Annotated in this window: 16 protein-coding genes; 7 read left to right on the top strand and 9 right to left on the bottom strand. The window is 67.3% G+C overall.

The features are described from left to right. The first annotated feature begins 41 nt into the window (after nt 1-41). From BKN37_RS07415 to BKN37_RS07405, 3 genes are read left to right on the top strand one after another with little or no spacing between them, the layout of a single operon-like run. A complete protein-coding gene (locus BKN37_RS07415; RefSeq protein ID WP_071023933.1) occupies nt 42-704 on the top strand; it encodes a response regulator transcription factor in 663 nt (220 codons plus the stop codon). Further along, nucleotides 704-1717, top strand: a complete 1014-nt coding sequence (locus BKN37_RS07410) for a sensor histidine kinase (RefSeq protein WP_071023931.1) — start codon at nt 704-706, stop codon at nt 1715-1717. Before BKN37_RS07415 ends, BKN37_RS07410 begins: the two co-directional genes overlap by 1 nt. After that, the gene (locus BKN37_RS07405; protein WP_083341645.1) at nt 1714-3276 is read left to right on the top strand and encodes a DUF4153 domain-containing protein; all 1563 of its coding nucleotides are present in this window, start codon (nt 1714-1716) and stop codon (nt 3274-3276) included. Before BKN37_RS07410 ends, BKN37_RS07405 begins: the two co-directional genes overlap by 4 nt. A gap of 16 nt (nt 3277-3292) precedes the next feature. On the opposite strand, the gene BKN37_RS07400 is transcribed toward BKN37_RS07405, so the two are convergent. Together BKN37_RS07400 and BKN37_RS07395 are read right to left on the bottom strand one after the other, a co-directional pair. After that, complete coding sequence (locus tag BKN37_RS07400) at nt 3293-3550, bottom strand: Txe/YoeB family addiction module toxin (protein WP_071023929.1); 258 nt, start codon at nt 3548-3550, stop codon at nt 3293-3295. Then, entirely contained in the window at nt 3547-3822 is a 276-nt protein-coding gene (locus tag BKN37_RS07395; RefSeq protein WP_071023927.1) for a type II toxin-antitoxin system Phd/YefM family antitoxin, read from the bottom strand. Before BKN37_RS07395 ends, BKN37_RS07400 begins: the two co-directional genes overlap by 4 nt. A 142-nt stretch (nt 3823-3964) precedes the next feature. On the opposite strand from BKN37_RS07395, the gene BKN37_RS07390 reads away from it, so the two are divergent. Together BKN37_RS07390 and BKN37_RS07385 are read left to right on the top strand one after the other, a co-directional pair. Then, nucleotides 3965-4579, top strand: coding sequence for a TetR/AcrR family transcriptional regulator (locus BKN37_RS07390; RefSeq protein WP_071023925.1), 615 nt, complete (start codon nt 3965-3967; stop codon nt 4577-4579). Nucleotides 4580-4630: 51 nt separating this feature from the next. Beyond that, nucleotides 4631-5566, top strand: a complete 936-nt coding sequence (locus BKN37_RS07385) for a diiron oxygenase (protein ID WP_071023923.1) — start codon at nt 4631-4633, stop codon at nt 5564-5566. On the opposite strand, the gene BKN37_RS07380 is transcribed toward BKN37_RS07385, so the two are convergent. Beyond that, nucleotides 5548-7017 carry an aldehyde dehydrogenase gene (locus BKN37_RS07380; RefSeq protein ID WP_071023920.1) on the bottom strand — a complete coding sequence of 490 codons (1470 nt, stop codon included), beginning with the start codon at nt 7015-7017 and terminating at the stop codon, nt 5548-5550. The genes BKN37_RS07385 and BKN37_RS07380 overlap by 19 nt on opposite strands. A 42-nt stretch (nt 7018-7059) precedes the next feature. Next, a complete protein-coding gene (locus tag BKN37_RS07375) occupies nt 7060-7848 on the bottom strand; it encodes a class I SAM-dependent methyltransferase (protein WP_071023917.1) in 789 nt (262 codons plus the stop codon). 154 nt (nt 7849-8002) lie between these two features. On the opposite strand from BKN37_RS07375, the gene BKN37_RS07370 reads away from it, so the two are divergent. Further along, nucleotides 8003-9157, top strand: a complete 1155-nt coding sequence (locus tag BKN37_RS07370; RefSeq protein WP_071023915.1) for a glycosyltransferase family 4 protein — start codon at nt 8003-8005, stop codon at nt 9155-9157. Nucleotides 9158-9168: 11 nt separating this feature from the next. On the opposite strand, the gene BKN37_RS07365 is transcribed toward BKN37_RS07370, so the two are convergent. Next, nucleotides 9169-10254 (bottom strand): hypothetical protein, encoded by a 1086-nt coding sequence (locus BKN37_RS07365; protein WP_105369039.1) that lies wholly within the window; start codon nt 10252-10254, stop codon nt 9169-9171. A 413-nt stretch (nt 10255-10667) separates the two neighbouring features. Here BKN37_RS07365 and BKN37_RS27650 point away from each other — a divergent pair, with 413 nt between their 5' ends. Next, entirely contained in the window at nt 10668-11762 is a 1095-nt protein-coding gene (locus BKN37_RS27650) for a ParB/RepB/Spo0J family partition protein (RefSeq protein WP_095407017.1), read from the top strand. A 79-nt stretch (nt 11763-11841) separates the two neighbouring features. On the opposite strand, the gene BKN37_RS07360 is transcribed toward BKN37_RS27650, so the two are convergent. The 4 genes from BKN37_RS07360 to BKN37_RS07345 are packed head-to-tail and all read right to left on the bottom strand — an operon-like array spanning nt 11842 to nt 18491. Next, a complete protein-coding gene (locus tag BKN37_RS07360) occupies nt 11842-12492 on the bottom strand; it encodes a GAP family protein (RefSeq protein ID WP_071023909.1) in 651 nt (216 codons plus the stop codon). Nucleotides 12493-12522: 30 nt separating this feature from the next. After that, the gene (locus BKN37_RS07355) at nt 12523-14256 is read right to left on the bottom strand and encodes an AMP-binding protein (protein ID WP_083341644.1); all 1734 of its coding nucleotides are present in this window, start codon (nt 14254-14256) and stop codon (nt 12523-12525) included. A gap of 50 nt (nt 14257-14306) precedes the next feature. Continuing rightward, the gene (gene pe, locus BKN37_RS07350) at nt 14307-15437 is read right to left on the bottom strand and encodes an acyltransferase PE (RefSeq protein ID WP_071023906.1); all 1131 of its coding nucleotides are present in this window, start codon (nt 15435-15437) and stop codon (nt 14307-14309) included. Nucleotides 15438-15494: 57 nt separating this feature from the next. Next, on the bottom strand, nt 15495-18491 hold the full coding sequence (locus BKN37_RS07345; protein WP_071023952.1) for an MMPL/RND family transporter: 2997 nt from the start codon (nt 18489-18491) through the stop codon (nt 15495-15497). Nucleotides 18492-18621 lie beyond the last annotated feature (130 nt).

The following is an 18621-nucleotide window of genomic DNA, read 5'->3' as shown; positions in this document are numbered from 1 at the left end:
TCGGTAGGTCCATCACAGCTGCCTAGAGTCGAATCGTGGCGATGAGACGCATCCTCGTGGTCGACGACGAGCCCACCATCCTGTCGTCGGTGGCGGCCCGACTGCGCGCCGAGGGCTTTACCGTCGGCACCGCCGTCGACGGTCCGTCGGCGGTGCAGGCGGCCCAGGAATCCCCGCCTGACCTGGTGGTTCTCGACGTGATGCTGCCCGGGTTCGACGGGCTGGAGGTGTGCCGGCGGGTGCAGGCCAACCGGCCGGTCCCGGTGCTGATGCTGACCGCTCGCACCGACGAGACCGACCTGCTGGTGGGCCTGGGCGTCGGCGCCGACGACTACCTGACCAAACCGTTCAGCATGCGGGAGCTGGTGGCGCGGGTGCAGGTGCTGCTGCGTCGGGTCGACCGCGCCACCGCCGAACCGGCGCTGACGGTCGGGCCGTTCCGGATAGACCTGCAGCAACGTCGGGTGCACCAGGCGGATCAGGAAGTTCATTTGACCCGCACCGAATTCGATCTGCTGACCTGTTTGGCGCGGCGTCCCCGCGCCGTGATCAGCCGGGCCAGCCTGCTGGAACAGGTGTGGGGCTGGACGCACGACAGCCAGACCCGCACGGTGGACAGCCACGTCAAGGCGTTGCGCCGCAAGCTGGGCACCGGGCTGATCCGCACCGTGCACGGCGTCGGCTACGCGCTGGAGGTGCCGTGATGATGGCGTTGTGGGACCGGCTGCCCCGGCCGCTGGATCCGTTGGGCTCGTTCAAGGTGAAGGTGGGCGCCTTGGTGGCCGGCGCCATCGTGCTGGCCAGCATCACCTACTGGCTGGGGGCGAGCTGGCCGTTCCGGTACGCGTTGCTGGCGGCGTTGGTGACCTCGCTGGCGTTGACCCAATTCCTGGCGCACGGCATGACCTCGCCGCTGCGCCAAATGACAGCCGCCGCACGGGCCATGGCGCGCGGCGACTACAGCATCCGGGTGCGGGCCACCTCCCGCGACGAGGTCGGCCAGTTGGCGGCGGCGTTCAACCAGATGTCGAGCGACCTGGGCGCGGCCGACGAGTACCGCCGCGGGCTGATCGCCAACGTGTCGCACGAGCTGCGCACCCCGATCTCGGCGTTGCAGGCGCTGCTGGAGAACGTCGTCGATCAAGTGGTGGCCCCGGACGACGCGACCATGCGCAAGGCGCTGTCGCAAACCGAGCGGTTGGGCGAGCTGGTCACCGACCTGTTGGATCTGTCCCGGGTCGAAGGCGGCGTGATGCCGTTGCAGCTGAGCCGATTCGAGGTGCAGGACTTCCTCGACGACGCTGTCGGGCACGTGACGTTGGCCCGCGACGGTATCGGTGTGGCGGTGCGGGTGTGGCCGCGCGGGCTGTCGGTGACCGCCGACCCGGCCCGGCTGCGTCAGGTCGTGGTCAACCTGGTCGACAACGCCACCCGGCACAGTCCACCGGGTGGGCGGGTGCAGGTGGTGGCCCGCGCCGCGGCGCCGTCCGGGGTGCAGATCGAGGTGTCCGACGACGGCCCCGGTATCGAGCCCGTCGAGCGGGAACGGGTCTTTGAACGGTTCAGCCGCGGCGAATCCTCCGACGGCGGAACGGGGTTGGGCTTGGCGATCGCCCGGTGGGCGGTGCAGCTGCATGGGGGAACGATCGAAGTGGTTGGGGGAGCGCCGGGTTGCCGAATCCGCGTGGTGATCCCGGAACAGGGAGGGACGCAATGACGCTGATCACGCCGGGACCGCCGGCGCCGGGGGGACAGTACGGGCCGCAGCTTGGCGGGCCGGTGCTGGGGCCGCGCCGACCCGAGCCGGGAGAGCCGGGCTGGACGATTTGGCCGCACCGGATCTGGCCGATCGACGTCGGCGCGGCCGCGCCGCGCCGGGTCGTGGCCCTGGCGCTGCTGGCCGCGCTGCTGGGCACGCTGGTGTGGCGGGTCACCGTGTTTTCCGTCGGCTACCTGCTGGTGGGCGCACTGGTCTTCGGCGTCGTCTACGGCACCGCCCGGCGTTCGCCGACACGGCAGGAGTGGGCCGGCATGGCGATGACGTTGGCGTTACTGGCGGTGCCGGCCGTCCTGGCCGCCGAATGGGTGGACGCGCTGTGTGTGGCGGCCGCCTGGATCGTCGGCTGGTGCACCTTCGTCGGCGGACGCAGCTGGACCGCGGTGTTCGCCGGTCCGCTGCTGGCCTGGGCGGTGCCGGCCCGGGTGGTCGGCTGGACGCAACGCACCCTGCGGCGCATCGAATTACCGGGCGGCAGCGGCGATCTGCGCCGGCTCGCGATCGTGCTGGCGACCACGGTGGTGCTGGTAGCGGCATTCGGCGGGCTGTTCGCGGGCGCCGACGTGGCATTTGCGCACGTCCTGAGCGGGCTGCTGCCGGCGCTGGACGTCGGCGAGTTCATGGCCCGCAGCGTCGTTTTCACCGTCGTGTTGGCGTTCGTGCTGTTCGGCGCCTACCTGATCCGGTTCCCGCCGCGGCTGGATGCCGCGGCGCCGCGGATCGGCTGGACGGTGGCCCGCTGGGAGTGGGCGGTGCCGGTGGCGGCGCTGGACACCCTGTTCGTCGCGTTCGTGGCGGTGCAGGCGACGGTGTTATTCGGCGGGCACCGCCACGTGCTGGAAACCGCCGGGCTGACCTACGCCGAGTATGCGCGGCAAGGCTTTTGGCAGCTGCTGGTGGTGTCGGCCCTGACCGTGCTGGTGATCGCGGTGACCTTGCAGCTGGCGGCCCGCGACACCGCGGCGGATCGGCGGCTGATCCGGTCGCTGGTCGGCTTGCTGTGCGCGATGTCGGTGGTGGTGGTCGCCTCGGCGGTGCACCGGATGTGGCTCTACCAGCAGGCCTACGGCTTCACCGAGCTGCGGCTGCTGGTCATCACCGTCGAGTTGTGGCTGGGCGCGGTGTTCGTGCTGATCGCCGGTTGCGGGATCCGGATGGCCGCGGAGTGGTTGCCGCGGGCGGTGCTGGCCGCCGGGGTGGCCGCGCTGCTGGGGCTGGCCGCGGTGAACCCGGACCGGCTCATCGCGCAGCGCAACATCGAGCGCTACGCCCAGACCGGCCACCTCGACGCCTCCTATCTGACCGGGCTGTCGGCCGACGCGCTGCCCGCGCTCGACGGGCTACCCGAATCGATGCGGGGCTGCGTGGGATCCTGGGTCACCGAAGATGAGCGCGAGCCGTGGTACCAGTTCAACTGGTCGCGGTGGCGGGCGTCGCGTGCCGGGGTGTCGACCCAAGACCGGGCGGCATGGACACGGGGCTGCGAGCCGCGGCGCTGAGCGACTGGTGGACATATCAGTAGTGGTAGCGGGCTTTGAGCACCTTGACCTCGTTATCGTCCGCTCGGTACACCAGGCGGTGTTCGTCATCGATCCGACGGGACCAATATCCGGACAGTTCCCCCTTGAGCGGCTCCGGTTTGCCGATTCCGCCGAAGGGGTCGCGCTGGATCTCGCCGATGAGCCGGGTAATCCGGCGCGCCGTCTTGCGGTCGGACGCCAGCCAGAACAGGAAGTCCTCCCAGGCGTCGGGATCGAAGTGGATGCTCCTCACTCCTCGCCGCCGGCCATCTCCCGCAGCTCATCGATGGATTTGGCCACGTCGGAGCGGTCGGCTTTGTCGCGGGCGACGGCCTCCATCAACCGTCTCGCGTTCTCTGGGGAGCGCAGCAGATAGACGGTTTCCTGCCACGAGTCGTAGTCGTCGGCCGACATCAACACCGCATCACCGGCCCTGGAGGTGATGCGCACCGGCTGGTGATCGGTGTTGACTTGTTCGAGGAGCGGGAAAAGGCGCTGGCGGGCCTCACTTGCGCTGATGCTCACGGCGATACTCCGAAGTCCGACAGCGAATGTTGTACTGCCATAGTACAGAAAACTTGTACGAGTCGAGTGGACTGCCGGTCGACGGCAAGGTCGGTGGGCGGGTCGCGGCCGTGCGCGTCAGCCTTGTGATGCACTAAACGCCATGGCGCACGCGTCTCGGCTCACCCGCGTTCAGCAGCAGGAACGTACCCGGGCGCGACTGCTGCAGGCCGGCGAACAGGCCTACCTGGAGAAGGGTTTTCACGGGGCCACCGCCGCCGAGATCGCGCGCCGCGCCGGCTACTCCACCGGCGCGCTGTACAGCAATTTCGCCAGCAAGGACGATCTGCTGCTCAGCGTGTTGGAGGCCCACGACGCCGACGCCGTCGAGCGGCTCGGCACGACGGTGCGCGCCGTGACGTCGGTATCCGACGTGGTCGCCGCCGTCAGCGGCTGGTTTCGTGACGTGTTCCGCGATGATCCGCGATGGCGGGTCCTGGAGGTCGAACTCGCCATCGCGGGGGTGGGGAAAGCCGAGCTGGCGTCGCGGCTGCGGGAGCGGCAACGGCGATTCGGCCGCGGCCTGGCCAAACTGCTGCGCGACCAGGCCGATCGGCTGGGCGCCACCCTGCCGCTGCCGGAGGCGACCCTTGCCGAGGCACTGCTGAGCCTGGGCGACGGCCTGGGCGTGCACACCCTGCTGGATCCCGAGATCGACGCCACGAGCGTCTTCACCGGTGTACTGGCCGCGCTGATCGGCGCTGGCGGCATCGGCTGACCGATGCTAGCGTTTCAGATAACGACATTATCTGAAACGGGGTGATCGGGGATGACCGCCACACGCAGCGTCGAGGACCGCATTGATCGGCTCAGCCGGGCATCGCAACGCCACGTCATCGACCCCGATGTCGACGTCATCGGCCAATTCGGCGCCGGTCAGGTGCTGCCCGACGAGTTGCTGTCCCTCCATGGCATGGACCTGCGGCTGAGTGCCGACCAGAAGGCGCGGTTGGCCCGCGAAGAGGTCGCCGCCGTGATGGATTTGGGTATCCGGTTCGAAGCGGTGCTGATGGCCGGGTTCTGTTTTGATCTGGCCGCCCGCCGCGACCTGAACGACCCGCGGTCGGTCTTCGCCCTCCATGAGGTCGGCGAGGAAACGCGGCACTCCCGGCTGTTCCTGCGGGTGATCGACCAGTTGCAGCCGGCCAGCCGCAGTCCGTTTGTCCCGCGTGGACGGTTGAGCCGCTGGCTGGAAACCCGGTCCAACTTCGCGATCGTGCGGCGGCAGGCCTTCTTTCTCACCCTGGTGCTCGGCGGGGAGGAAATGCCGGACCTGCTGCAAAAGCTGGCCAGCGAGCACCCCGACACCGACCCGTTCCTGGCCGCGGTCAACCGCTATCACCGCCAGGAGGAGGCACGGCACCTGTCGTTCGCCCGGTTGCGGATCCCCGAAGTCTGGGCCGAAGCCAGCTGGGTCGACCGCGTCAGCGTCCGCTACGTCGCGCCGGTGGTGCTGCACGAGCTGTTCCACATGCTGGTGCATCCCGGCGTCTACGGCACCATCGGCCTGCCGAAGTGGCGCACCTGGCGGGCGGTGCGGCGGCTACCGCAGCGTCGCGAGCTGCTGCAGCGCGCCACCCGACCGGTGCTGAAAGCCCTGATCGACGGCGGCGCGCTGCGCCCCGGCCGCATCCCCCGACCCTGGCGGGTGCTGTGCGCAGTCGACCGCGACGGCCGCCCGCGCGCTCAGTTGTCCAACGTGTAGCCCATCGGCAGCAGCACGCTCTTCTGCTGGGTGAAGTGCTCCACACCCTCGGGCCCGTTCTCGCGGCCGATGCCGGAGTTCTTGTAGCCGCCGAACGGCGAACCGGGATCGAAGGCGTACCAGTTGATGCCGTAGGTGCCGGTGCGGATCTGCTGGGAGATCTCGATGCCGTGCGGCACGTCGGTGGTCCACACGCTGCCGGCCAACCCGTACACCGAGTCGTTGGCGATCGCGATCGCGTCGTCTTCGGTGTCGTAGGGGATGATGCTCAGCACCGGCCCGAAGATCTCCTCCTGGGCGATGGTCATCTTGTTGTCCACGTCGGCGAACACGGTGGGCTGCACGAAATAACCGCCATCCAACCCCTCGGGGCGTCCGCCGCCGCACACCAGCCGGGCGCCTTCCTCGATGCCCTTCTTGATGTAGCCCTCGACCCGGGTACGTTGCTTCTCGCTGATCAGCGGGCCGACCTGGGCGGCCGGATCGGTCGGCAGCCCCACCGGCAGCGCCTCGACGAACGTCTTGACCGCGTCGACGATTTCGTCGTAGCGCGACCGCGGCGCCAGGATCCGGGTCTGGTTCACGCAGCCCTGCCCGGCGTTCATCAGGCCGGAGAACACCATCATCGGCACCGCGGCGGCCAGGTCCACGTCCTCGAGCATGATGGCCGCCGACTTGCCGCCGAGTTCCAGCGTGCACGGTTTGAGCAGGTCGGCGGCGCGCTTGCCGACCTCCTTCCCGACCGCGGAGCTGCCGGTGAAGGTGAAGATGTCGATGTCGGGGTTGCTGGTCAGCGCCTGCCCGGTTTCCACACCGCCGGGCACCACCGACAGCACCCCCTCGGGCAGGCCGGCCTCGGCGAACACCTCGGCCAGCGCGTTGGCGGTCAGCGGGGTCTCGGCGGCCGGTTTGAGCACCACCGTGCAGCCGGCCAGCAGCGCCGGACCCAGCTTGTTGACCGCCAAAAACAGCGGCACATTCCATGCCACGATGGCGCCGACCACGCCGATCGGCTCGCGGCTCACGATGGTCTGCCCGTAGGAGCCGTTGCGGGTCTCGGTCCAGGTGACGTCGTCGGCGGCGCCGGCGAAGTAGGTCAGCGATCCCAGCGACCCCAGCCACTGCATGGTCTCGACGATGGTCGGCGGTTGGCCGGTCTCGGCGGCCAGCAAGCTGGTGAACAGCTCCTTGCGGTCCTCCATCAGCTTGACCGCCGCGCCGATGACCGCCGCCCGCTCGGCCGGCGGGGTGGCGGGCCAGGGGCCGGTGTCGAAGGCGCTGCGGGCGGCCGCGACGGCGGCGTCCACATCGGCCTTGGCCGCCAGCGGCACCTTGCCGACGTATTGGCCGGTGGCCGGACAGTGGACCTCGATGACGTCGCTGGCCGACGGCGCGGTCCACTTCCCGCCGATGAACAGCTTGTCGTACTCGGTTGGGGCGCTGTGAGTCATGGCGCACACCCTACCCAGCCGACGGCGAAATTAGAACCTGTTTCAGTCGATGTGTTGGCTGGGCTGCAGGACGAGGACCAGGTTGCTCACCACGAACTCGCGCAGCACCGGCACCGATGTCATCCACCACGCCCATCGCGGGTGGTAGCGGGGGAACGCGGCGAGCAGGGCACCGGTGCTGGTCGCCCAGTCCAGGCCGGCGGCGGCCGACACCGCGAACAGCGACGAGCCGTAGTTGTTTTTGGGTGGGTGGCCGTGTCTGCGGGTGTAGCGGGCGGCGGCGCGGGCCCCGCCCAGGTAGTGGGTCAGGCCCATCTCGTGGCCGCCGAACGGTCCCAGCCACACCGTGTAGGACAGCACCGCCAGCCCGCCCGGTCGGGTCACCCGCAGCATCTCGTTGCCGAGTTGCCAGGGCCGGGGCACGTGCTCGGCGACATTGGAGGACAGGCAGATGTCGACGCTGTCGTCGGCGAACGGCAGCGCCGTGCCCGAGGCCCGCACAAAGCTGCCCGCCGCGTCCGGCAGGGCCGGGCCCGCGGCGTGCATCTCGGCCGGGTCCGGTTCGACACCGATGTAGCGGACACCGGCCGCGCTGAACGCGCCGGCGAAGTAGCCCGGCCCGCCGCCGACGTCGAGCAGGGTGCACCCGGTCGGGTCCGCGCCGTGGGCGGCGCGCCACAGGTCGGTGACCATCGCGGCGGTGTCGGCGGCCAGCGCGCCGTAGAACCGGGCCGGGTCGCGCTGCTCGTAGCGGAACTGCCCCAGCAGCCGCAGCGAGCGTGCCAGCGTCGCACGGGCGGCGAACGTGCTGGTGACCGGGGCGCCGTTCATCGGGCCAAGCCTATGCAGGCGTCCAGGTCTGCCACGAGATTGAAAGTACGCAGGAATCGTGCGAGTGCGCGCCTGCGTGAGCTCAATCTCACGGTGGGGACCGGCCAGTGGGCACCCCTTACCTGGGCGGACCGCCCCGCTACCCTGTAACCCAATGTCTGGTGTCGGTGCGGTCCTGCTGTTGTGCTGGCGCGACACCGGGCACCCTCAGGGCGGCGGCAGCGAAACCTACCTGCAGCGCATCGGCGCACAGCTGGCCGCCTCGGGCGTGGCGGTCACGCTGCGCACGGCCCGTTATCCCGGCGCGCCGCGGCGCGAGGTGGTCGACGGAGTGCGGATCAGCCGCGCCGGCGGCCGCTACACCGTGTACCTGCGGGCATTGGCGGCGATGCTGGCGGCGCGCATCGGCTTGGGCCCACTGCGACGGGTCCGACCGGACGTGGTGGTCGACACCCAGAACGGTTTGCCGTTTTTGGCTCGGCTGGCCTACGGGCGACGGGTCGCGGTGCTGGTGCACCACTGCCACCGCGAGCAGTGGCCGGTGGCCGGGCCGGTGCTGGGCCGCATCGGCTGGTACGTCGAGTCGATGTTGTCGCCGTGGCTGCACCGCCGCAACCAATACGTGACGGTGTCGCTGCCGTCGGCGCGAGACCTGGTCGAGCTGGGTGTGGACGGTCAGCGAATCGCGGTGGTGCGCAACGGTCTTGACGAAGCGCCCGCGCAGACACTGTCGGTTGAACGGGCCGCCGACCCGCGGGTGGTGGTGCTGTCCCGGCTGGTGCCGCACAAGCAGATCGAGGATGCCCTGGAGGCGGTGGCGGCGCTGCGGTCGACGGTGCCTGGCCTGCACCTCGACATCGTCGGCGATGGGTGGTGGCACCAGCGTCTGGTCGACCATGCGGCGCTGCTCGGCATCACCGACGCAGTGACTTTCCACGGACACGTCGACGACGCGGCCAAACATGAAGTGGTGCAGCGATCGTGGGTGCACGTGCTGCCCTCCCGCAAGGAGGGCTGGGGCCTGGCGGTGGTTGAGGCGGCCCAACACGGCGTGCCGACCATCGGCTACCGGTCCTCGGGCGGGCTGGCCGACTCCATCGTGGACGGGGTCACCGGAATGCTGGTCGACGACCGTGAGGAACTGGTGGGCCGGCTGGAGCAACTGTTGGCCGACCCGGTGCTGCGCGACCAACTCGGCGCCAAGGCGCAGGCCCGCAGCGCCGAATTCTCCTGGCGTCAAAGCGGCGACGCGATGCGTGAGGTGCTGCGGGCGGTCCGCAATGGGCACTACGTCAGCGGCGTGGTGTAACGGCGGGGGTTTTACCACCACTGCGGCCACGACAAGTGCGCGTCATCGACGTCGAGCAGGTAGAACATCTGGTGCCGCCCGCGGTACACCGTCACCGCGGCGCCGACGTGGTGGCGGCGGGCGAACGCCGCGGCGATGTCGGTCTCGTCGGAGCTGAACCGGTAGGCGCGGCGCAGCCACCGCGGGGTGGGGTGGTCGGCATCGTCGAACTGGACGGTCAGCGTCACCCAGGGGTCAATGCGCCGGTTGGGCCGCGGCCGCAGCGATTCGCGGCAGTCGACGACTTTGCCGTGCAACGGCGTGCCGTGGCGGCGGATTCGAGCGCGGTGCGCGCGACTCAGGCGTCGATTGAGCCGAACGCAGACCACGATGGCCGCGGCCGCGCCGACAAAACCCAATACCGGTCCGACGCCGATCAAACCCAGCAGGATCCCCGCCCCCAGGCCGAGGGAGCCCGCCACGCACACCGCGATCATCACGCCGAGCACGGCGGCGGTGCGGATCAGTAGCGACTCGGCGCGCCCGGCCTTGGGCAGCCGCGGGCGGCGATGCGTACGTTCCTCGTCGGGGTCCCACCCCGACGGGTCGCCCCGGACCACGGCCACCGACCGGCGTGCGCCGCGTGCGGCCAGCCCCAGCCCGGATAGTCCCAGGCCGAGCTTGACGATCACCCCGAACAGGGCGGTCACGGCCGGATTGCGCGCCCAGACCTCGCTATCGCGCGACGACAATGCCCAGTAGTCACCATCGGTGCAGGAGTTGGCGCCGATGACCTGAACCCGGTGGACCTGCTTGCGCTCTGCGCGAGTGATCCCCGGCATCATGTATCCGTCGAACGTGCGGACCGGGATCGGCGCGCCGGCCGGCAACACCCACCCCATGCAGGCAAAACCCCGCGAACCGGCGCGGACGGTTTCGGTGCCGCGGACCGCGACACGATCACCGGCGGCGTGCGACCAGATCAACAGCGGGGGAATGACGAGCGCTGTCATGGCCAGCGCGAGGGCACCGCCGAACAGCGTCCCGAAGACCGAGCCACCCAGCCGCCGCCACCGCTGCCGCGGCCACGCCGCCGCCCGGTCAGGTGAGGCGGTCACCGCGACCCCCGGCAATGCTCATTGCTGTCACTGTGGCATAGCGCCGGCCGACAAGTGGCCCTCGACGCCTTACCTACTCTGGAGTAAGCTACTGACGCGTAAGCTACTCGAGCGTAAGGTACGGGAGGGCGTGTTCAGCAACGTGGCACTGTTGTGGGCGCCGAAGTCAGTCTGACGGTCTCGTGCGTCGTTCCGCAGGCGGTTGTTCGCATACCAGTGATTTCCATACAACCGATATGAATGGCCGCTCCGCGGGCTGCGCATGAGACCGCCGCCGGTATCGCTGAGTTGCAGGAATCACCGAAAGGGGTCCGATTGTATGGGCACAAAACAACCATGCGGTTGCCGATTTTGATCTGGCCGTATGGTCGTCGTGAAAGACGTGTAAGTAGATAGCTCGGACTTTCAGATCGATGCCGCAAACAAACGAGAGCCACGCGCTAAACAGGCAGGCGCTTCCTTTGACGCATGCGTACGGTAACTCGGGCCAGTTGTCGGCATTTGCGGTGGAGGAGTGGGTACGGCAAAGTAGCTCCCTGCCGGTCGAGAATGTGCCGGTGGCGTCGATTCGCAATTCGTACACCCCGAGGAAGAGCAAGACAAACGAGCACCATGTCAAGATCCTGGCGCAATCACCGTTGCCCTTGCCTCCGATAGTGATCCATCGGACCTCGATGCGGGTGATCGACGGTGTGCATCGGCTACGGGCAACCGAATTGCGCGGCGACAGCACGATACCGGCGAGGTTTTTCGAGGGTAATAACGCTGAAGCTTTTGCGCTCGCCGTACATCTGAATGTCAGCCACGGCCTGCCGCTGACCCTTGCTGAGCGAAAGGCCGCTGCGCGACGAATTGTACGAGCCCACCCCCAGTGGTCCGATCGGTCCATTGCGCTGATCGCCGGAGTGTCGAACAAAACTGTAGGCAAATTGCGAGAGTGTGCAACTGAGGAAATTTCCCAGTTGGGTCACCGGCTCGGGCGCGACGGAAAGATCCGACCGGCTAGTCCGGTTAATGGACGGCGACGTGCCGCGGAATTTTTGTCGATCAATCCCCGCGCATCGCTGCGGGAGATAGCGCGGGAAGCGGGCGTCTCCGTCACCACTGCGCGCGATGTGCGGCGGCGTATCGACAACGGCGAGAACCCCCTGCCCGATAATCTCGCAAAAAATTCGAGTCACCGCTCTGAACATGGGGACAACCCCACAAACGCCACCGCGGATCGACCTCTTGGCGGCGTGCGCGGTGTGCCGAGCGCCGGCGCGAGTGCGTCAGCAGGAGCCCAGGGGCACGATCTCCTGCAGCGACTGAGAAAAGATCCCTCAATCAGATGCTCCGAGAGGGGACGCGCGCTGCTGCGGTTGCTGTCCACCGTCGTCGTTACGATTAGCACCTTTAACGAGTTGGCGGAAGCTATTCCGATCCACTGCTCGGGCACCATCGCTGAAATCGCAAGAAAGCACGCTCGTGCCTGGCAAGAAATCGCGGACAAGTTCGATGTTCCGTAACGGTGAACGAACGCCTGCGAAGCTCGCTGAAGTGGACGGTTCCGGAGAGCTACGCGCGGTGCCCCCCGGACAGGGCGGATCAGAGCCCGGCCATCCCGACCGCGACGAAGACGCAGCCCAGCGCGGCTAACAGGGTCGCGACTTCACCGCGTCGCCGCGCGCGAATCCAGGTGTGCAGCGCCGCGACCCACCTGGCCGTCGCTGCGGGCGCCAGAAGATAGGCCAGCAATGGAATCTCTATCAGCGCGAACGCCACGATGTTGAAGATCAACAACACCGCCACCTGCGTCAAGGCTGCCGCGCCGGAGGCCAGGATGATCGCCAGCGCGGCCAGATAGTCGACCGACGGCAAGGCGATGCCGAGACCGGCGATTCCCGCGACCGCCACCGACTCCCCGTTCAGCAGTCGCCTGCCCGGCATCGCCAGTTTCGCCGGGCCCGCCCCCAACCGTCCGCGGATGTCGATGGCGACCAGCACCGCGACCGTGAGCGCCAGGAACCCGATCAGGATCTGCACTTTGGGCACCGTGACATGGCTCGACCCGAGCAGGGCGCGTCGGAAGACAAACAAGACGACCAGACCCACCGTCATTCCCATGGCGAAACCACCACACAAAAACGCGAGCAGTTGCAGCGCGGGCCGGGGCCGGTTCAGCATGAGCACGGTCATGCCGATGCGGAACGGCTCGATGCTGACGGCTAGGGCCATGACCAGGACGGTGACCAGCATGTCTGGTTCTGGGTGCGCCCAGCGGGCGGCTCAGGCGTCCAGCCGGCTGAATTGGTCCTGGCGGTACTGCTCGACGCAGGCGGCGCGCCGAATCTTGCCGCTCGTCGTGATGGGGATCGACCCGGGCGGCACCAGAACGAGGTCCCCGACATTCAAGCCGTGGGCATTGGAGATCGCGGAGGTGACGTCGCTTTTGACGTCGGCGAGCCAGTGCAGCACCTCCCCGTCGGGGTCGTCGCGCTTTTTGAGCTCAATGATCGTGACCAGCTGTTCGGTGCTGTTCAGCGGCAGCGATATCGCCGCGACCCGACCACGGGTGATCTCTTGAACCGTCGCCTCGATGTCCTCGGGGTAGTGATTACGTCCCCGGATGATCAGCAGGTCCTTGATCCGGCCGACGATGAACAGCTCGCCCTCGGAGACGAAACCCAGGTCGCCCGTTCTCAGCCACTGCCCCTCGGGCGTGCCGGGCGATGGGTCGACCAGCGTGGCGCCGAAGCAGCCCTGCTCCTCCGGCGGTTTGCCCCAGTAACCCTCGGCGACGTTGTCGCCGCGGACCCAGATCTCGCCGACCACGTCTGGCGGGCACTCGCGGTGGGTGTCGGTGTCGACGATCCGCAGCGTGGGTGATTGCGGCACCCGGTATTTGACCAGCGCCGTTCCGGCGCCCGCCGCGCACCGCTGAACGCGGCCCGCGGACAGTTCGTCGAGATCGAAGTGACCCGCCGGGTCTGATTCGTTCCAGGTGCCCGTCGCGACAAAGACGGTGGCCTCCGCCAAACCATAGGACGGGCGGAGCATGTGGTCCTGAAGGTTGAAGTGCGCAAACCGATCGACGAAGCGGTGCAAGGTGGCCGGCTCGACACGCTCGGCACCGTTGATGATGCCCAGCACCCCGCCCAGGTCGAGCCCGGCCAGGTCAGCGTCGCTGGTTTTCCGAGCGGCCAGGTCAAAGGCGAAGTTCGGCGCCGACGACCACGCACACGAATTTTCGGCCAGCGCACGCATCCACCTGGCCGGCCTTTCCAAGAACGAAACCGGACTTGTCAGTTCGGCGCGAAAGCCGCTGAGGATGGGTGCGCAGACCCCCAGCATCAGCCCCATGTCGTGGTAGAAGGGCAACCACGACACGATCGTGGTGTCCGAGGGGATTTTGGCCTCCGCGGAGAAGCCGCGCATCAGCTGCTCGAAATTCACCGTGAGGTTGCGGTGCGACATCATGACGCCGGTGGGCAGCCGGGTCGACCCCGAGCTGTACTGCAAATACGCGATGCCCGGCGACTCAGCCGGCGCAACGCTGGGTTCGCCTTCGACGTCGAGGTTCAACGAATCGACTTCGACGATCTTCGGCGCGGTGTCCATCGGTGATTGATCGACATAGTCCCCCACGTCGGCCGCCACCGCGGACGTGGTGAGCACAACCGAGGGCGCGGTGTCGGCAAACACCGCACCGACCCGCTCATGACTGGAGCCGCGGTGCGGCAACGGCAGCGGGACTGCGATAAGCCCCGCCTGGATGGATCCCAGGAACGCCACGATGTAATCCAGGCTCTGCGGCGCCAGGATGACCGCGCGGTCGCCCACCGACGCCTGCAGGCGGATCTCGCGCGCCATATTCAGGGTGCGGCGGGACAGCTGGGACCAGGTGAGGCTCTCGGGAACGCCCGCCCAGTCGTTCTCGTAGTTGGTAAACGTGAACGCGACATCATGGGGTCGCAGGCTGGCACGCCCGTGCAGCATGGAGAGGATCGATGACTGGGGCATAGGCGTCACATTACGTCCGCACTAACTAGTCGAATTTGTGGGCTGGAAAATCAGTGGTCGGGTTCGCCGGTGTGCGACAACACGGACGTTGCGCCGCTGAGGATCTGTGAGACCGGGTCAGCGCCACCGCCGAACGTCGCCTGGTTGGCCGGCGCCGTGACCTCCGCGGGGTCGAAGCCGTGCACCGGGTCTACCTGAACCGGCGCGGTCGACGGGTCGTCGTTTCGGGAGTAGCCCGCATCCACCCGTGGGGTCAGGATCGCGTCGAGCTTGTTCAAGGTGTCTTCGTCAATCCCGACGTACTTCAACGGCATGACGAGCGGAAGGTGCTTTTCCGGGACCATGATCGTCGTATCTTTGGCGCCACGGGAGTTGATCGTGGTTCTGATGTTCTGCGGCGGCACCATGCTCGGGTTGGTGAAGGCCACCGCGGTGTGGCCGGTGGCCAGGCCCATCAGCGTGTTGGCGAGCGCAAACAGGTTGTCCGGCCGGTCGGGGAAGTCGGCGATCGAGTCGTAGGCCGCCACGAACCGATAGGTGTCGTACTGGCTTTCGTACGGCGCCGGCATGGTGTAGTCGAGGGCGGGAACAACGCTGCCGACCGGGAACATGGCGGTCAGGAAGCTCTCACCGAAGGCGTGACGCCCGATCGGGTCGCCGAAGGTGGCGAAGTTCAGCGTGTGCGGCGGGGGAGCGGTCGGGTCATTGGCCAGCCGGGCCTGCTCGCCGTCGACGACGAAGCCACCCTCGGACAAGCCGATCGCCGTACCGGGGCGACCGGTGGTGCGGAACGCCGTATCGAGGTTGTCGATTCCCTCGTCGACCGACTCGCCGACGCTGGGGCCGTCCAAACCCAGGCCGGGGAGCAGTTCTTCGCCGATCTTGCCGATGCCCGGGAAGAGTCGTTCCAGAACGTGGCCCTGGACCTGGCCGGCCGGGTAGCGGACGATTTGTCGTTGCTGCCCGGGGAACCATTGGGCTCCCTCCTGGCGGATGTACTCGTCGTAGGGAATGCCCAAGACGTGAGCCCCGCCGAGGGCGTATCCGGTCTGGTCGCCCGGCGCACCGGGGGTCGGTGGCCCGCCGATGGCCGTGTCATCGGCCACGCTGACCCCGACGCCAAAGTATCCGGTGGCGCTGACGGTGACCAGCGCGGTAACTCCGGCGAGTAGTTTCTTCATTCCTACTCCTGACCGCTCGGCTTCGTTTCGTAGTCTCACATACATCATCAGTGCGCGCTAACCCTCTCCGGCCGCCGACCGCGCCAGCGGCCGTCGCGAATCCAGTCGTGACGGCCACCAGGCCGCCCGCCCCACCAGGGCAGCAATGGCGGGCACCGTCACGGTGCGAACCAAGAAGGTATCCAGCAAGATTCCCACCCCGATCACGAAACCGCCCTGCACCACGGTGCCGATGCTGGAGAACAACAGACCAGACATCGAGGCAGCGAAGATCAGACCCGCCGCGGTGATCACACCGCCGGTCGAACTCAAGGTGCGAATAACGCCGTAACGCACGCTATGCGGCGACTCGTCACGCATTCGTGAGACGAGCAGCATGTTGTAGTCGGCGCCCACCGCGACCAACACCACGAATGCTAGCGGCGGCACACTCCAGTGCAATTGTTGGCCGAGAAGGAATTGAAATACCAGCACGCCGATGCCCACCGCCGACAGGTACGAAATCACCACGGACGCCACGAGGTACAGCGGCGCGACGATCGCGCGCAGCAGTGCGATCAAGGTCAGTAACACGACGATGAGGGTCGCGGCGATGATGAACCGGATGTCGTGTCCGTAGTAGTCGCGGGTGTCCCGCAGGCTGACGGTGTACCCCGCCATCGATATCTTGGCGTCCGCCAACGCGGTATTCGGTTGAGCTGCCCGAGCGGTCTCACCGATGGCGTTGACCTGATCCATGGCTTCGCTGCTGAACGGATTGAGTTTGGTTTGCACCAGGTAACGCGCCGAATGGCCGTCCGGCGAAATGAATACCTTGGCGGCCTTCGTGAACTCGTCTAAGTGCAGCACCTGGGCCGGGACATTGAACCCGGCCATTCCCGGTTGTGCCGCGTCATGTTTCAGCGACAACAAAAACGCCGACGCCTGATCAAGCCCGGCACCCATCTGTTTGACCTGGTCGACGAGCTGTGCCACCGCGTCGGCGACTTGCCGGCTCCCGCCGGCGACCTTGTTCGCGCCATCTTGCATGCTGCCCAGGTTGGCCTGCAGGCCGCCGGGCTGGTCCATGCCCATCGAATGCATCACCTGGGTGAGGTTGCTCAGTGCACCACGCACCCGCTGTATCGATGCGTTCAGGGACTTCTTGTCCGGGATTGCCTGCAGTTGCCCGGCCAGCTCGCTGATCGCGTCGAGGTCTTCCTGATCGCGCCCACCGGTGAGCCGTTCGAACGCGCCGCGGGTGGCGCTGCAGGATTCATCGAGATCGCAGACCGGGTTGCCCTGCAGCGCCGTCAACACCGGGCCGATCCAGGCGAACAGGTTCTTGCCGGCGGTAAAGTTCCAGCCCATCGCATTGCTGAGCGAGTTGACGTGGTCGACGAGCTTGGCTGCGGTGTCGACCTCCTTGACCAAGGTGTCGCCGCTCTGCTGGTTTTTCACCGAGGAGAAGGAGTCGGCCAAGTTTTGGACGCTGGCGGCGAGCTGGGTGACTTGGCCGCGCACGTGGCTGAGGTTGTCGGCCAGTGTGCCGGCCCCTTCGGTGAGCCGGTTGAGGTCCGAGGTGTGGTCGTTGATCAGGCTGGATCCGTCGGCCAGGAACGTGCCGATGGCGCCCGCCTGATAGGTGGCCTTGAATTCTTCGGGCACGGCTCCGGTGGGACGAGTGATGCCGCTGACCGCGGCGATATTCGGCAGTTGGCTCACTCGGTGTGCCATTTGTTCCAGGTCGGCCAGGGCCTGCGGCGTGCGCAAATCATGCGGCGATTGGACGAGGATGTACTCCGGAATCGACTGATTGACCGGGAAGTGCCGATCCAGCGCGGCATATCCGAGGGAACTCGGCGCAGAAGACGGCAGGGCCTTGCGATCGTCGTAGTTATAGCGCACAAACCCGGCGCAGCTGGCCAGGGCGATCAAGACCAGCACACTGGCAAGCAGATGAACCTTCGGCCGGCGCACAATGCGGATGCCCGAACGCCGCCAGAACCGCGCGGTCAACTCCCGTCGGGGCTTGACCCAGCCCCGTGGCCCGGCGATCGCCAGAATCGCCGGCAGCAACGTCACGGCGGCCAGGAATGCCACGCCGATCCCGATCGCCGACGACGTTCCGACCGTCTTGAACACGCCCATTCGGGCGAAGCTGATGACCAGAAAAGTGATTCCGACGGTGGCCGCGGATGCGGCGATCACTTTTCCGATCGAGCCCATTGCCCCCTTGACCGCCTGATCGAAATCCGCTCCCGACCGCAAATGGTCGTGATACCGACTTATCAGAAAGACCGCGTAATCGGTTCCGGCACCCGCCATTATCGCGCTAAGAAATACGATGGACTGATTCGAGACCCCCGAGCCGGTCACCTGGGAGAATCCGGCCACCGCCGCCTGGGCGATCACCAGGGAGAGCCCGATCGTGAGTAACGGCAGCAGCATGGTGACCACGCTGCGGTAAATCACCAGCAGGACGATCAGCACCATAACGCCGATCGCCAGCTCAATGGGCATCCGATCCCGGTCGCCCGCGACGGTGAGGTCGGCGACGGTGGCCGCCGGACCGGTGAGGTTTGCCGTCAGGGGCGTGCCGTCCACGGCGTGGTTGACGATGTCGCCGATTCGGGTGAATGCGTCATAGGACCGTGGCGTGCCCAACTCGCCGGCCACGCCGACCGGCAGCACCCAGGACTTGTTGTCCTTGCTGGTCACGACCGAACGCAGCGGGGGCGTGCCGATGAAATCCTGCAACATCAACACATCTCGGGTGTCCGCGCGCAGCTCGTCCACAATTTTGCGATAAGCGGCTTCATCGGCGGGGCCCAGCCCCTTGTCATCGGTCAGGACCACCAGCAGCAGGTTTTCCGAGCCCGACTCGTGAAACGCCTCGGTCATCTTTCGGGCGGCCACGCTCGATGGCGCGTCGCTGGGCAAGATCGCGAGCGGATGCCGCTGGGACATCTCGTTGAGCGAGGGGACCGACAGGGGTAGCGCGACTGCGATCGCCACCCAGACCCCGACGACGACCCAGGGCCACCGCACCACAAAATCGGCTAGCCGTCGCATATTGCCCTCACCCCGGTCGGCGCAGCCGCGTGCACCCGCCAGCGACACCGGCTGACGCTGCAGTCAAACTGCGCAATTTCGTTGGAAATCGCGCGTTTCGGAATGGCGCAAGCCACGGAATCGCTCGACA

This window comes from Mycobacterium talmoniae, from assembly GCF_001854525.1.
Classification (GTDB): domain Bacteria; phylum Actinomycetota; class Actinomycetes; order Mycobacteriales; family Mycobacteriaceae; genus Mycobacterium; species Mycobacterium talmoniae.
This window is presented reverse-complemented; position numbering and strand designations above follow the sequence as displayed.